Below are 13,944 nucleotides of genomic sequence, written 5' to 3' on the forward strand. Positions count from 1 at the left end.
TCTTGACAAATACGTTCTACTACGATAGAATACTTGCAACGGATTCTATTACAGTAGAATGGAGCGTGCAGATATGGAAGGAAAGCTGTTCGAATCAGAGCTGAAGGTCATGGAGCTTCTGTGGCGGGACGGGGAGGCCACGGCCAAGGACTTAGCGGCTGAGTTGGGCAGGACGGTGGGCTGGAGCAAGACCACCGCCTATACGGTGATCAAAAAGTGTGTGGACAAGGGTGCGGCGTCACGGGAGGAGTCAGGCTTTCGCTGCCGCCCGCTGGTGAGCCGGGAGGAAGTCCGCACAGCGGAGACGGATCAGCTGATCGACCGCCTTTACGGCGGCAGCGCGGACCGGCTGGTGGCCTCGCTGCTGGACGGGAAGCGGCTCTCGGCCGCGGAAATTGCCCGGCTCAAGGAATTGGTGGAGCAGTGGGAGGAGTGAGGACATGGGTGTATTGGAGCTGACGATTTCCGGCACCGTCCTGATCCTGGTGATTGCGGCGATCCGTGGCCTTTTGGGAAAGCGGCTTCCCCGGAGGATGTTCTGCGTGCTCTGGGCGGTGGCGCTTGCGCGGCTGCTGATTCCTGTATCACTGCCCGCGCCCTCCAGCATATACAACGCCTCGGCGCTTTCGGCGCCCCACCCCGCGCTGTCAAACCTGCCGCAGACGATCCTTCCAGCCGGAGCACAGGAGGCGGCGGCAGGCAGTGTGGCGGCCGGTGTCCCGGCGCCGCTGGAAAGCGGAGTGTCCACGGTTCTCTGGCTCTTGGGCGCCCTTATTTTAGGCGGATATTTCCTGTGGTGCCACCTGCGCTGCCGCAGGACCTATGCCCAGTCCCTGCCCGCCGCGGATGAGGCGGCCCGGCAATGGCTGGCGGAGCATCCCCTTCGGCGCAGGGTGGAGCTGCGCCGGTCGGACCGGGTGGCCGCCCCGCTTACTTACGGCTTGCTGCGGCCGGTGATCCTATTGCCCGCAACGCTGGAACCATCGGCCCTGCCCTATGTGCTGGCCCACGAATGGACCCACATCCGCCGCCTGGACGTAGTGTACAAGTGGGCGCTTTGCGCTGTGCTCTGCATCCACTGGTTCAACCCGGCGGTGTGGCTTCTGTATGTGATGGCCGGCCGGGATTTGGAACTGAGCTGTGATGAGGCCGTGATCCAATCCTGCGGCGTTCAGTCGCGCTCCGGCTACGCCCTTGCCTTGTTGGGACTGGAGGAAGCGCGGGGAGGCTTGGAACCTCTTTGCAATCATTTCAGCAAAACCGCGTTGGAAACCCGCATCCGCTCCATTATGAAGTACCGCAGGGCATCGATGGCTGCTGTACTGGCGTCAGTGGCGCTGGTGGGCACCGTAACCGCCTGTTTTGCCACCTCTGCCAGCAAATCCTATGCTGAAAAGCACTACGGCCCGTTGATGCAGTTCCGCTTCCAGGGGTACGAGGAGCTGAGCGTGGGGGAATACCGGCGGCAAGTCCAGGAGAAGGTGGGAAAGACCATCGGCGAGGACGAGTTCCTCCTCCTGATTGACACCATATTAAGAGACAACGCCATCAACCGTTCCGCCCTGATGGACCCGGACTCCTGGTTTTTGCTGAACACCCTGCGTCTGAGCGTCATGGACGGCTGGCAGGAGTGGAGCGTGGACGGAAACGGATACCGCAATTATGGGGTTGGTGAAAAGCAGTACACGTTGGAGTTAGGGCTCAGCGTGGACTATGAGCTGCTGGACCCGGAGGGCATCACGGTGGGAGAACGGGACGCCGCGTTCCGCGGTATGATCGAAGGAGCGTGGGCGTTCCTGGAGAGCAAGAGCCCCGAGGAGCTGAAACGGTCTGAGCAGCTTCTCCCTGAGTTGGGAGAGGAGCTGGAGCGGCTGGAGGAGCGCTGGGAGACGCCGGCCCTGGATTTGGACACCCGGTATGGATACAGTTATACGGACGGGGCCGATGCAGCGGAAATGGAACGGGTCCGTCGCCTGGAGGAGCGGGAGATGCAGGAGGCCCGGGGCACGCCCGGCTCCCGGGCGGACTACGACCGCCTGCTGGCGCTGATGGGCGATGGCTGGCGGAATGAGAGCCTGAAGGATTTTTCCAACCGCCTGTTCCGGGCGGCTGACGACAGTGGGTTCCAGAGCGCTTCGGAGCGGGTGCGCGGCGATTTCCTTTGGGATGACGTCCAGGTGACGCTGACGGACGAGGAGCGGAGTTTCCTCTCCCACACCCTGGAAAATTCCTGGGCAGAGAATCAGGCGCAGAATGAAACCGCGTTTTCGGGGGAAACGGTGGATGCCCGGTATGACGTGGACTGGTGGCCCATCCGGACGGAATCTCAGCCCTATTATGACCGGGAGATCACCACCTTCAGCGCCTCAGCCGCCTTCTATTTTTACCGGCATATCCCCGATCCCTCCAAGGTCACGGTGGGGGAGCGGGACGACCGCGTTCTGGCGGTAGCGGAGGAAATAAAATCGTGGCTTTTGGAGCAGAGCAACGAGCAGCTGACCGCCAAGGACCGGGATCAGCGTTTCCAGGCGGCGTTTGACCGCATCTGCCGGGAGCACAGCGACGGAAAGATCACCTTCTATGCAGATGCCTTCTGGGTGGACGCCCAGTCTGAAGACTGGTCTCAGGAGCAGCTGGACGCGCTGGACCGCCTGGCGGCAGGGCAGGCCATCCTGACCCATTTCGGCTTGGACCCCCAGGTGCTCTACGCCATTGACGGGTCGCTTCCCGATATTTTGGAGGGCCAGGACCTGGACGATGCGCTGGTGCGATTCTTGGAGGAAACAAGCCTGTTTTATTTCATGAGCAAGGATTCAGACATCCTATACGGCGTAAGGCAGGAGGAGGGCACGGAATACCTCTATACCTTCCGAAAGGATCCGTCGGGGACCTGGTTCCGAGAGGAGATGGTCCGGACGCTTTCAAAGGCATCGTAAAAGAGAACCCCGCACACCAATGACGTGTGCGGGGTTCTCTTTTATCTTTTCTCAAGCTTAGCGTTGCACTTGGTGAGGAAGCGGTCGCTGGCAATGACGGCGCGCTGATGGGTGCCCTGGCCGATCAGGCCCACTTCATCGTAAGCCGTTACCTTGAACTCCACCATTTTGGTATCTGCCGCGATGATCTCCGCCTCCGCCCGCACCTTCATCCCAATCGGGGTCGGCGACTCATGGGAGACATTCAGATGGGTGCCCACAGAGCCCTGGCCCTCCTCCAAAAACGGCTGGAGGCACTGCATGGCGGCGCTTTCCATCATGGCCAGCATGAAGGGGGTGCCAAACACGGGCAAAGCCCCGGAGCCTGCGACGGCTGCGGACATTTGATCCGACACGGTTGCTTCCACCGAAAACTTAGAACCGATTTTAATCACAATTGCACCTCGCTCAACCGAAAATCAGGAACCCAACTTCAGCCACTTGTCCGTATAGAACTCTTTCAAAATGTCCTGGGGCAGGTTGGTGAAAGCCTCACAGGTGGCCAACACCTCGTCGGGGGGATAGGCCACCGGGTTGCTGCGGGTCTCTTCATCCAACGCGTCGTACACGGACTGGAGGGGGGTGGAGTAGCCGATGGCCTCGCAGTTGGCCAGCCCCACGTCGGTGGAGCACATGAAGTTGATGAACTTCTCGGCGTTTTCCTTGTTGGCGGCACTGGTGGGGATGCACATGGCGTCGGTGAACAGATTGGACCCCTCGGAGGGGACGACAAAGGCCAGATCCGGGTTGACCTCCTGCATGGTCAGGAAGTCGCCGGCATAGTAGACCCCGATGGCGGCCTCCCCATTTTCCATCTTGCCGAAAATTTCATCCATCACCTTGGCCTGGACGATCCCGTCCGCCTTCTGCTGGGCCAGAAGGTCAATGGCCTCCTGCAGCTCGGCCGTGTCGGTGGTGTTGTAGGAATAGCCCAGATACTTCAGGGCAACGCCGATGGCATCCCGGGAGTTATTGATCATCAGCACCTGTCCGGCATACTTGGTGTCGAACAGGGCGCTCCAGCTGGTGATGGAGTCGGAGATCATGGAAGTGTTGTAGATGATGCCCACCGTGCCCCACATATAGGGGACAGAATACTCATTGGTGGGGTCATACTCTGGATTGACAAAGTTGTCCATCACATCGGAAAAGTTGGGGATGTTGTCAAAGTTCAGTTTCTGCAGCATGCCCTCCTCGATCAGCCGGGAGATCATATAGTCGGAGGGGATGATGACATCATAGGAGTCCCCCTGCTTCAGGTTGGAGTACAGGGTCTCGTTGTCGGAGCAGACCTTGTAGTTGACCTTGATCCCGGTCTGCTCTTCAAACTCTTTGATGACGTCCATGGTGTCGTCTTCCCCGTCGGAGATGTATTCTCCCCAATTGAGGACGTTTACCTCACCGTTGGGCGTATTGCTGGAGCCGCAGCCGGCCAGCAGGGTGGAAACCATCAGCAGCGCCAGGGCAAGAGAAAGCATTTTTTTCAATTCAGGTAGTCTCCTTTTCCATTTATTTTTGCGGTATCAGAGCCGCTTTTTGTTTCATGGCCTGCCGGTCCTGGCTGGCCTGGCGCAGATTGACGATGGCCAGCAGCATCAGGACGGACACGAACAGCAGCGTGGAGATGGCGTTGATCTCCGGCGTGATCTGGCGCCTGGCCATGGCGTAAATTTCCATTGCCAGGGTGGAGACCTTGGAGCCGGCCGTAAAGTAAGAGATCACGAAATCGTCGATGGACATGGTGAAGGCGATGATGGTGCCGTTGATGATGCCGGGCATCAGATCCGGCAGAATCACCTTCCGGAACGCCGTAAAGCCTGTGGCGCCTAAATCCTGGGCAGCCTCATAGATATGGGGGTCCAGCTGACGCAGCCGGGGCATGACGGACAATATCACATAGGGGATGTCAAAGGTCACATGGGCAATCAGCATGGTGCCGAACCCCTTGGTCCAGGTGATGCCGGCGGCTTGGCCCAGCGTGGCGTTGAAGGTGTCGATGGCCAGGACAAACAGCAGTGAGAGGGAGACGCCGGTGACGATATCCGCGTTGGTCAGCGGCACGTTGTTGACGGACATGCAGACGTTCCGCCAGCGCCGCTTCAACGAGGCAAAGCCGATGGACGCAGCCGTCCCCACCACCATGGAGATCAGCGCCGCCAATACGGAGACCAGCAGCGTGGTCTGAAGCGCCTGCAATATGGCGTCGTCCTGGAACAGCTTCACATACCACTGAAGGGAAAATCCGCCCCAGACCGTGCGGCTCTTTGTGGAGTTGAAGGAGAAAACAATCAGCACGAAGATGGGCGCATACAGGAAAAGAAAGACCAGCGCCAGGAAAAAGCGGTTGAGGAGGTTGTTCTTTTTCACAGCAGCATCGCCTCCTCCTCACCCTCGCCGAAGCGGTTCATCACAGCCATGCAGATCAGGACGATGACCATCATCACCAGGGAGATGGCGGAGCCCAGATAGGGGTTGTAGGCGCCGCCCAAGAACTGGGCCTCAATGAGGTCGCCAAGCAGCGTCACCATGCTGCCGCCCAAGAGGCGTGAGATGGCGAAGGTGGACACGGCCGGGACAAATACCATGGTGATCCCGGAGAGCACGCCGGGAAGGGACAGGGGGAAGATGACCTTTTTGAACACCAGGGACGTGCTGGCGCCCAGGTCCTGGGCGGCCTCAATGAGCTTGGGGTCGATCTTTTCAATGACCGTAAAGATCGGCAGGATCATAAAGGGCAGGAAGTTGTAGACCATGCCCAATACGATGGCACCCTCCGTGTTGATCAAGGGGAAGAAGGAGATGGGCACATATTTGCTGGGGTCGGCCGCAAAATGGATGGCAATGTTGTTGTAGAGGTCGATGAGGCCGATGTTTTTGAAAAAGGTGTTGATGAGGCCCGTATTCTCCAGGAGGGACATCCAGGAGTAGGTGCGCAGAAGGAAGTTCATCCACATGGGCAGCATGATGAGCATCGTGGCGATGCGCCGCATGCCCGGGCCCTCCCGGGCCAGGAAGTAGGCCATGGGGTAGCCGATCAGGATGCACAGCACCGTGGCAATGGCGGCCAGAAGGAAGGAGCGGCCGAACACGCTGGCATATTCCCCCAGAGTTTTAAAATTGTCAAGGGTGAACCCGGAGTCGGACTGGAAGGCGTAGACCACCACCAGGATCAGCGGGGCCACCACAAAGATGGCCATCCAGACCACGTAGGGGAGGGAGAGCCACTTATTCTTCATCGCTTTCACCCTCCGGCGGCTCCTCCTCGTCCTCGGTGGCGTCGGAAAGCTCGTCATACTCTTCACTGTAGGAGCTGTAGTCGCCGAATTTACCGGAGTAATCGCTTTTTTTCATAATGTGGAAGCCGTCCGGGTCGATTTTGACGCCGATCTTTGCCCCGACAGGGGAGTGGTCGGTGGTCTGAATGAGCCACTTAAAGCCCCGGAAGTCCACGATGATGTCGTACTGCATGCCCTTGAAGGTGACACTGGTCACCGTGCCGGTGAGCTGGCCCTGGGACACAGGGACGATATCAATGTCCTCGGGCCGGATGACCACATCCACCGGCTCATTGGGTGCGAAGCCGCCGTCCACGCAGGAAAACTTCTTTCCGTACATCTGCACCACTCCGTCTTCCACCATCAGCCCATCTATGATGTTGGACTCACCGATGAAGTCCGCCACAAAGGCGTTTTTCGGCTCGTTGTAGATGTCCTCAGGAGTGCCGATCTGCTGGATGGTGCCCTTGTCCATCACCACGATGGTGTCGGACATGGTGAGGGCCTCCTCCTGGTCGTGGGTGACATAGACAAAGGTGATGCCCACCTGCTGCTGGATTTTCTTCAACTCGATCTGCATATCCTTGCGCAGCTTGAGGTCCAGTGCGCCCAGAGGCTCGTCCAGAAGAAGCACTTTGGGCTGGTTGACCAGGGCCCGTGCGATGGCCACGCGCTGCTGCTGCCCGCCGGAGAGCGCGTCGATCTTGCGGTGCTCAAATCCCTTCAGGCTGATGATCTCCAGCATTTCCATCACGCGGTTCTGGATTTCCTCCTCCGCCAGTTTGACCATCCGCTTGGGATTGTCCGGGTCGGGGATTTTTTTCATCCGAAGGCCGAACGCGATGTTCTCAAATACGTTCAAGTGGGGGAAGAGAGCGTATTTCTGGAACACCGTGTTGATCTGCCGCTTAAAGGGCGGAACATCATTAATCCTCACACCGTCGAAGAGGACGTCTCCCGACGTAGGTGTCGTGAAGCCGCCGATAATCCGCAGCGTGGTGGTCTTGCCGCACCCGCTGGGCCCAAGCAGTGTGAGGAATTCTTTATCTTTGATATAGAGATTCATGTCTTTGAGAACAAGCTCATCGTCAAACGCCATGCAGCAGTTCTGCAGGCGAATCAACTCTTTGGACATTTATCCTCCCCCGTTTCTTGTGTAAAATGATCCGCCTCTTCTCTTTGCCCCAGGGGAACCTGAAATTCGGCATAGAATGGTGGCCGCACACCCTCTTACAACGAAAATTTGTCGAAAGAGCAGCATGCAGCCGCGCTGAATGCAACTATATAGGAAACCTCTTGAAAAGTCAAGAAAAATACTTAAGGAAAGTACTTATTTTTAAACGCCACGTCGGATACGCTGAAGGCTTTGCCCCGCAGGTAGTTGAGCGGCCCGGCGTCGGTGGGGAAATCAAAGGCCAGGCGGTAGGAATAGAGGGCCTGGCGCGTCTCGTGATACCGCCGGTTGACCGCCCCGTCCCCATACTTGCCGTCCCCCAAGAGCGGGTGCCCGGCGTCGGCAAAGGAGGCCCGGATCTGATGGGTCCGGCCGGTGAGCAGCTCCGCCTCCACCAGGGAAAGCTCCCCGCGGGTCTCCAGCGTGCGGTAGAGCGTTACCGCTGAGCGGCCGCCGCTGACCGGCCGGTGGTAGACGAAAACCTGCTTTTTTGCCTCGTCCTTTAACAGGAAGCACTCCAATTTCCCCTGGGAAGGCTGCATCCGCCCCACCGTGATGCAGAGATAGAGCTTTCTGATCTCCCGGTTGCGGATCTTGTCGTTGATGACCCGCAGGGCCTGCGCGTTTTTGGCGGCAATGACGATGCCGCCGGTGTTGCGGTCGATGCGGTTGCAAAGCGCCGGGGTAAAGGAGTTTTCCCCCCTGGGGTTCCACTCCTTCTTTTGATATAGGTATGCCTGGACGTGGTTGATGAGGGTGTTGACCTTCTCCGTTTCATCCGCGTGGACCACAAGGCCGGGGCGCTTATTCAGCAGCATCAGGTTTTCGTCCTCATAGAGGATGTCCAACTGGGGCTTGAAGAGCGTGAGAAAGGCGTTGGCCTCTGTGGGCTGGTCAAAAAATTCATCGTTGATGTAGAGCTGGACCACATCGCCCGCCAGCAGGCGTACATCCTTTTTGGACCCTTTTCCGTTGACCTTGACCCGCTTGAGGCGGATGTATTTTTGCGCCAGGGCAGGGGGCAGCAGCGGCAGCGCCTTTGCGACAAAGCGGTCCAGCCGCTGTCCGGCGTCATTTTTCCCAATGGTGAGTTCCCGCATTCCATTGCCCTCCCGCATCAAACCAGCGGTTGATTTCCCGCTGAAAAAGTAGTATTCTCTATTTTATCTGATTTGAAAAATTTTGCAAGAAAAGATTTGACAAGTGACAGACAATCCCTTATAATACTACTCGTGTCATTACGAGGTGAATTATGCGTCTTGATGTAAAATCCATCCTTACAGCACCGGGGAAGGAGCTTCCGTTCCGGTTTTCCATGGACCTCTCCGATGTGGAGTTCGGCGGAGCCTATCCGGCGCGCCAGCCCATTGAGGTGACGGGTACCGTGCGCAACCGGGCCGATGTGCTGGAGCTGGAACTGACGGCGAAAACCATACTCTCCTCCGTTTGCGACCGGTGCATGAAGCCGTTTCAAAATCTGAAGACCGTCCGCTTCCAGTGCATGCTGGCGGAGGAGCTTCAGGATGAGGAAAACGACGAGATTGTGCTGTTGGAAAACGGCCAGGTGGACGTGGAGGATTTGGCCCGGACGGCGTTTATCCTGGAAATGGACACGAAAACATTGTGTTCGGAAGATTGCAAGGGGTTATGTCCGCGGTGTGGGGCTGATTTAAACCTCGGCCCCTGTTCCTGTAAAAAGGAAACAGATCCCCGACTTGCCGTCCTGGCAAAGCTTTTAGATAATTCCGATCAATAAGTTCAAAGGCAGTCCTGCCTTTCCGATCAAGGAGGTGTCACAATGGCAGTCCCTAAGGGAAAAGTATCCAAAGCAAGACGCGACAAGCGGCGCAGCTCCCACTGGAAGCTGGCGACTCCCGGTCTTGTGAAGTGCCCCAAATGCGGTGCGCTGCACCTGCCTCACAGAATGTGTCAGGAATGCGGTACCTACAATGGCCGTCAGGTCAAAGAGATCAAGTCCGTTGTTGCGAAATAAGCATCAGATGTGTCTTGGAGGAGGGAAGTCATTCTTCCCTCCTTATCTTTTTGTGTGTCTGTGCTGTTGCGGTTTTCAGCCGCATTGGATATAATACGCAATAGAGCGTTTGAAAGCTGTGCCGCCAGCGGATGCGGCACGCAGTTTCCCGGCCCTTTGGCCGGAGAAAGTTGGAGAAGGTCCATTCATGAGCACGATCATTACTTCTGTCGATCACCGCAGCCCGGCGCAGCGCGCCGGGATCACAGCGGGGGAACAACTGATTGCCGTCAACGGCCATGAAATTGTGGACGTGCTGGACTATCGGTTTTACTGTTACGATCCGGTGCTGGATCTGGTGCTGCGTGAGAGCAGCGGAGCGGAGCGGACCCTTCAGGTCAAAAAACTGGAGGGCCAGGAGCTGGGGCTGAACTTTGACACCTATTTGATGGACGAGCCCAGGCCCTGCTCCAACCACTGCCTGTTCTGCTTTGTGGATCAGATGCCCCCGGGGATGCGGGACACTTTATACTTTAAAGACGACGACGCAAGGCTCAGTTTTCTGATGGGGAACTACATCACCCTGACGAACCTGAGCGAGCGGGAGGCCCAGCGGATCATCGATCTGCGGATTTCCCCCATCAACGTCTCGGTCCAGGCCACGGAGCCGGAACTGCGCAAGCGGCTTTTGGGCAACGTCCACGCCGACAAGAGCCTTGATTATATGCGCGCGTTCGGCGAGGCTGGCATTGTGATGAACGGGCAGATCGTGGTCTGCCCCGGCTGGAACGACGGGATACACCTGCGGCGCAGCATAGAGGACCTGATGGACATCGGCTTTGCAAGCTGCTCCGTGGTGCCCGTGGGGCTGACCAAGTACCGCAAGGGCCTTGCCAAAATCGGCATGGTGGACGCAGGGAAGGCCTCGGAGATCATTGACATCGTGGATGAGTATGGTGCGCAGTGCCTAAAGCGGTACGGGACCCGGAAATTTTTCTGCGCCGACGAGCTCTATATCAAGGCCGGGCGGGAGCTTCCGGAGGCGTCCTATTATGAGGACTACGCCCAGCTGGAAAACGGCGTGGGGATGCTTCGCTCCTTCCTCACGGAGTTTGAGCGGGGCTTGCAGGATGTGGACCCGGAGGGGAGCTACCCCTCCTTTACCAGCGTCACCGGCAAGTCCGCCGAGCCGTTTATCGCGGGCCTTGTGGTAAAGGCCAAAGCCCGGTGCCCGTCCCTTAAGGGCGAGGTCGTGGGCATTTACAACGACTTTTTCGGCCGCACCATCGACGTGGCGGGGCTGCTCACCGCCCAGGACATCATTGCCCAGCTGAAGGGCGTTTCCCTGGGGGAGCACGTTCTGATCCCGGCCAATATGCTGCGACACGGCGGAGATGTATTTTTGGACGACCTGACGGTGGCGGACCTGGAGCGCGCGCTCCATAGGCCGGTCACTGTGGTGGAGCAGGACGGCTTCAGCCTGGTGGACGCCATTTTCTGCGGCAGGATTCAAGAAGGGGAGTGAAAGGGATGAAACCCATCGTTGCCATTGTGGGACGGCCCAATGTGGGCAAGTCCATGCTGTTCAATAAATTGATCGGTCAGCGCCTTTCCATTGTGGAGGATACGCCCGGCGTCACCCGGGACCGGATTTACGGAGAGTCGGAGTGGAACGGGCGGAAGTTTACCCTGGTGGACACCGGGGGCATCGAGCCCCGAACGGACAATGAGATTTTGAAGTTCATGAGGGAGCAGGCCCAGATCGCAATCGACAATGCCGCGGTGATCGTCTTTCTGACCGACATCAAAACCGGCGTGACCGCCTCGGATCATGAGGTGGCCAACATGCTGCTGCGCTGCGGCAAGCCCGTGGTGCTGGCGGTGAACAAAATGGATTCCACCGGCGTCACCAACCCGGATATCTATGAATTCTACAACCTGGGGCTGGGCGATCCCATAGCGGTTTCCGCCGTCCACGGGCACGGCACGGGAGACCTGCTGGATGCCTGTGTGGCCCATTTCCCGCCGGAGGACGAGGAGGAGGCGGAGGATGATTTCATCCGCGTGGCCCTCATTGGAAAGCCCAACGTGGGCAAGTCCTCCCTGACCAACCGCATCCTGGGCCAGCAGCGCATGATCGTCAGCGATGTACCCGGCACCACTCGGGACGCCATCGATTCCGTCTTTGAAAACGAGAAGGGCAAATATATCTTCATTGATACCGCCGGCATGAGGAAAAAGGCCAGGGTGGAGGAGAACATCGAGCGCTACAGCGTGCTCCGGGCCACCATGGCCATTGACCGCTGTGACGTTTGCCTTATTCTCATTGATGCAAACGAGGGCGTCACCGAGCAGGACACCAAGGTGGCGGGGCTGGCCCACGAGGCGGGCAAGGCCTGCATCATCGTGGTCAACAAATGGGACGCGGTGGAAAAGGACGACAAGACCATGGACCGCATGCGCGAGGATATCCGCCGGGACCTGAGCTATATGACCTATGCGCCCATCGTGTTCATCTCCGCCCTGACGGGCCAGCGGGTGGACCGATTGTTCGACCTCATCAACTATGTAAACGACCAGGCCGCCACGCGGATCACCACCGGCATGCTGAACAATGTCCTTGCAGACGCCCAGACCCGGGTGCAGCCGCCCACGGACAAGGGCCGCCGGCTGAAGATTTACTATATGACCCAGGTGGGCATCAAGCCGCCTCACTTCGTGGTCTTCTGCAATGAGAAGAAGCTGTTCCACTTCTCCTATCAGCGGTATCTGGAAAACTGCATCCGCAATACCTTCGGGCTGGAGGGCACTCCGATCCTCTTGTCCATCCGGCAAAAGGGCGACAAGGAGGAGTAAGCGATGAGCGTATGGACTGAGCTTTGGCTCCGGGCCGCCATCATCGCGGCGGCGGCCTATTTCTGCGGCTGCTTCAACGGGGCGGTGATCGTCTCCAAGTACATCCTGCGGGATGATGTGCGCGGGCACGGCAGCGGAAACGCCGGGCTGACCAATTTCTACCGCACCTTCGGCGGGCCTTTGACGCTGGTGGTTATCCTGACCGACGTCCTGAAGGCGGTCGCGGCCATTCTGATCGGCGTATGGGTGGCCAGAGGTTTCCTGCCGTCCTTTTTCATGGAGGGCGAGTGGGTGATTTACGGAAAGTACTGGGCAGGCCTCTTCTGCCTGTTGGGCCACATGTTCCCCTGCATGTTCCACTTCAAAGGGGGCAAGGGAATTCTCTCCGGCGGCACCATGGCCATCATGATCGACTGGCGGGTGGCGCTGGTGGTCTGGGGCGGTTTTTTGGTGCTGGCTGTGGTGACCAGATGGGTCTCCCTGGGATCCATCTGGGCCGGGACGACCTTCCCCATCTCCAGCTTCTTTGTCTATCATGATCCGGTGATCACGGCTTTGGCGGTTATCATCGGAGTCCTGGTGGTCTGGAAGCACCGGGGGAATCTGAAGCGCATCCTGCGCGGGACAGAATCCAAATTCAGCATCCATCGGAAAAAGGAGGGAACGCCATGAAGATCGCGGTTTTGGGCAGCGGCGGATGGGGAACGGCCCTGTCCATGGTGCTTTGCGACAACGGCCACGACGTGACGCTCTGGTCCCACAGTCCGGAAAAGGCGGCGCAGCTGCGCTCCAGCCGGTGCAACCCGCTGCTTCCCAAGGTGACTCTGCCGGAAAGCCTCCGGTATGCCGATGACTTAAGCTGCGTCAGGGAGTCGGACCTGGTGGTGCTTGCAACGCCCTCCTTTGCGGTCCGCGCCACAGGGCGGAATGCCGCGCCCCATCTGCGGCGGGACACGGTGCTGGTGTCGGTCTCCAAGGGCATCGAGAAGGGCAGCAACTGCCGGATGTCGGAGATTTTGGTTCAGGAAACAGGGGGGAGCTGTAAAGTAGTTGCACTTTCTGGCCCTTCCCACGCAGAGGAGGTATCCGTCCGGATGCCTACCGGCTGTGTGGCGGCCCATCCGGAGGAAACAGTGGCGCGGAAGGTGCAGGATGTGTTCATGAACGACTACTTCCGCATCTATACCAGCCCGGACATCGTGGGGGTGGAATTGGCCGCGGCGCTGAAAAACGTGGTGGCCCTCAGTTGCGGCGTCATTACCGGCATGGGGTATGGCGACAACACCAAGGCGCTTTTGATGACGCGGGCCATGGCGGAGATGGGACGCTTGGGGGAACGCATGGGCGGCTCCCGGCTGACCTTTGCCGGGCTTGCGGGAATGGGTGATCTGATCGTCACCTGCACCTCCATGCACTCGCGCAACTTCCGGGCCGGCATCCTCATTGGCCAGGGCAGGACCGCCCGGGAGGCCATGGATGAGGTGGGCGCCGTGGTGGAAGGGTACTATGCGGCGGAAAGCGTCTGTCAGCTGGCGGAGAAGGTCGGCGTGGAAATGCCCATCTGCCGCTGTGCCTACGACGTGCTGTACCATGGCAAGCAGACCGAGTCCGTGGTGCGCGAACTGATGACCCGTGCAAAAAAGCAGGAGAACTGAAAAAGTGCCGCCGGAAACACCGGCGGCACTTTTTATG

At 58.6% G+C, this 13,944-nt stretch carries 14 protein-coding genes; 8 read left to right on the top strand and 6 right to left on the bottom strand.

All coding sequences use genetic code 11. From position 1 onward, the window contains the following. The first annotated feature begins 73 nt into the window (after positions 1-73). Together H8790_RS05740 and H8790_RS05745 are read left to right on the top strand one after the other, a co-directional pair. Positions 74-436, top strand: coding sequence for a BlaI/MecI/CopY family transcriptional regulator (locus H8790_RS05740; RefSeq protein WP_187333930.1), 363 nt, complete (start codon positions 74-76; stop codon positions 434-436). Between the two features lie 4 nt (positions 437-440). After that, a complete protein-coding gene (locus tag H8790_RS05745) occupies positions 441-2,936 on the top strand; it encodes a M56 family metallopeptidase (protein WP_187333931.1) in 2,496 nt (831 codons plus the stop codon). A 41-nt stretch (positions 2,937-2,977) separates the two neighbouring features. Here the strand turns inward: H8790_RS05745 and H8790_RS05750 are convergent, their stop codons facing one another. From H8790_RS05750 to H8790_RS05775, 6 genes are all read right to left on the bottom strand, one after another. Beyond that, positions 2,978-3,370: a thioesterase family protein gene (locus tag H8790_RS05750; RefSeq protein ID WP_187333932.1), complete on the bottom strand. Its 393-nt coding sequence runs from the start codon at positions 3,368-3,370 to the stop codon at positions 2,978-2,980. Positions 3,371-3,394: 24 nt separating this feature from the next. After that, complete coding sequence (locus tag H8790_RS05755; RefSeq protein ID WP_243208596.1) at positions 3,395-4,453, bottom strand: ABC transporter substrate-binding protein; 1,059 nt, start codon at positions 4,451-4,453, stop codon at positions 3,395-3,397. Between the two features lie 31 nt (positions 4,454-4,484). Then, entirely contained in the window at positions 4,485-5,342 is an 858-nt protein-coding gene (locus tag H8790_RS05760) for an ABC transporter permease (protein ID WP_187333934.1), read from the bottom strand. After that, positions 5,339-6,211: an ABC transporter permease gene (locus H8790_RS05765; protein ID WP_187333935.1), complete on the bottom strand. Its 873-nt coding sequence runs from the start codon at positions 6,209-6,211 to the stop codon at positions 5,339-5,341. Before H8790_RS05765 ends, H8790_RS05760 begins: the two co-directional genes overlap by 4 nt. Continuing rightward, positions 6,201-7,385, bottom strand: a complete 1,185-nt coding sequence (locus tag H8790_RS05770; RefSeq protein ID WP_187333936.1) for an ABC transporter ATP-binding protein — start codon at positions 7,383-7,385, stop codon at positions 6,201-6,203. Before H8790_RS05770 ends, H8790_RS05765 begins: the two co-directional genes overlap by 11 nt. A 182-nt stretch (positions 7,386-7,567) precedes the next feature. Then, positions 7,568-8,524: an RluA family pseudouridine synthase gene (locus tag H8790_RS05775; RefSeq protein ID WP_187333937.1), complete on the bottom strand. Its 957-nt coding sequence runs from the start codon at positions 8,522-8,524 to the stop codon at positions 7,568-7,570. 152 nt (positions 8,525-8,676) lie between these two features. Here H8790_RS05775 and H8790_RS05780 point away from each other — a divergent pair, with 152 nt between their 5' ends. The 6 genes from H8790_RS05780 (at position 8,677) to H8790_RS05805 (ending at position 13,907) form a co-directional block, all read left to right on the top strand. Next, complete coding sequence (locus H8790_RS05780) at positions 8,677-9,180, top strand: YceD family protein (RefSeq protein WP_187333938.1); 504 nt, start codon at positions 8,677-8,679, stop codon at positions 9,178-9,180. Between the two features lie 42 nt (positions 9,181-9,222). Beyond that, on the top strand, positions 9,223-9,417 hold the full coding sequence (gene rpmF, locus H8790_RS05785; protein ID WP_187333939.1) for a 50S ribosomal protein L32: 195 nt from the start codon (positions 9,223-9,225) through the stop codon (positions 9,415-9,417). Positions 9,418-9,604: 187 nt separating this feature from the next. Beyond that, on the top strand, positions 9,605-10,921 hold the full coding sequence (locus H8790_RS05790; protein WP_187333940.1) for a DUF512 domain-containing protein: 1,317 nt from the start codon (positions 9,605-9,607) through the stop codon (positions 10,919-10,921). A 5-nt stretch (positions 10,922-10,926) separates the two neighbouring features. Beyond that, positions 10,927-12,252 carry a ribosome biogenesis GTPase Der gene (gene der, locus H8790_RS05795; RefSeq protein ID WP_187333941.1) on the top strand — a complete coding sequence of 442 codons (1,326 nt, stop codon included), beginning with the start codon at positions 10,927-10,929 and terminating at the stop codon, positions 12,250-12,252. A gap of 3 nt (positions 12,253-12,255) precedes the next feature. Next, positions 12,256-12,924, top strand: coding sequence for a glycerol-3-phosphate acyltransferase (locus H8790_RS05800; protein WP_187333942.1), 669 nt, complete (start codon positions 12,256-12,258; stop codon positions 12,922-12,924). Beyond that, positions 12,921-13,907, top strand: coding sequence for an NAD(P)H-dependent glycerol-3-phosphate dehydrogenase (locus tag H8790_RS05805; RefSeq protein ID WP_187333943.1), 987 nt, complete (start codon positions 12,921-12,923; stop codon positions 13,905-13,907). The genes H8790_RS05800 and H8790_RS05805 overlap by 4 nt, the downstream gene beginning before the upstream one ends. Positions 13,908-13,944: the final 37 nt, after the last annotated feature.

The organism is Oscillibacter hominis (assembly GCF_014334055.1).
GTDB classification, from domain to species: Bacteria; Bacillota; Clostridia; order Oscillospirales; family Oscillospiraceae; genus Oscillibacter; species Oscillibacter hominis.

Excerpts from the sequence above, each read along its gene's own strand:
- H8790_RS05740 (WP_187333930.1), top strand. The coding sequence starts at position 74 with ATGGAAGGAAAGCTGTTCGAATCAGAGCTGAAGGTCATGGAGCTTCTG.
- H8790_RS05745 (WP_187333931.1), top strand. The coding sequence starts at position 441 with ATGGGTGTATTGGAGCTGACGATTTCCGGCACCGTCCTGATCCTGGTG.
- H8790_RS05755 (WP_243208596.1), bottom strand. The coding sequence starts at position 4,453 with ATGCTTTCTCTTGCCCTGGCGCTGCTGATGGTTTCCACCCTGCTGGCC.
- H8790_RS05765 (WP_187333935.1), bottom strand. The coding sequence starts at position 6,211 with ATGAAGAATAAGTGGCTCTCCCTCCCCTACGTGGTCTGGATGGCCATC.
- H8790_RS05770 (WP_187333936.1), bottom strand. The coding sequence starts at position 7,385 with ATGTCCAAAGAGTTGATTCGCCTGCAGAACTGCTGCATGGCGTTTGAC.
- H8790_RS05775 (WP_187333937.1), bottom strand. The coding sequence starts at position 8,524 with ATGCGGGAACTCACCATTGGGAAAAATGACGCCGGACAGCGGCTGGAC.
- H8790_RS05780 (WP_187333938.1), top strand. The coding sequence starts at position 8,677 with ATGCGTCTTGATGTAAAATCCATCCTTACAGCACCGGGGAAGGAGCTT.
- rpmF (WP_187333939.1), top strand. The coding sequence starts at position 9,223 with ATGGCAGTCCCTAAGGGAAAAGTATCCAAAGCAAGACGCGACAAGCGG.
- H8790_RS05790 (WP_187333940.1), top strand. The coding sequence starts at position 9,605 with ATGAGCACGATCATTACTTCTGTCGATCACCGCAGCCCGGCGCAGCGC.
- der (WP_187333941.1), top strand. The coding sequence starts at position 10,927 with ATGAAACCCATCGTTGCCATTGTGGGACGGCCCAATGTGGGCAAGTCC.
- H8790_RS05800 (WP_187333942.1), top strand. The coding sequence starts at position 12,256 with ATGAGCGTATGGACTGAGCTTTGGCTCCGGGCCGCCATCATCGCGGCG.
- H8790_RS05805 (WP_187333943.1), top strand. The coding sequence starts at position 12,921 with ATGAAGATCGCGGTTTTGGGCAGCGGCGGATGGGGAACGGCCCTGTCC.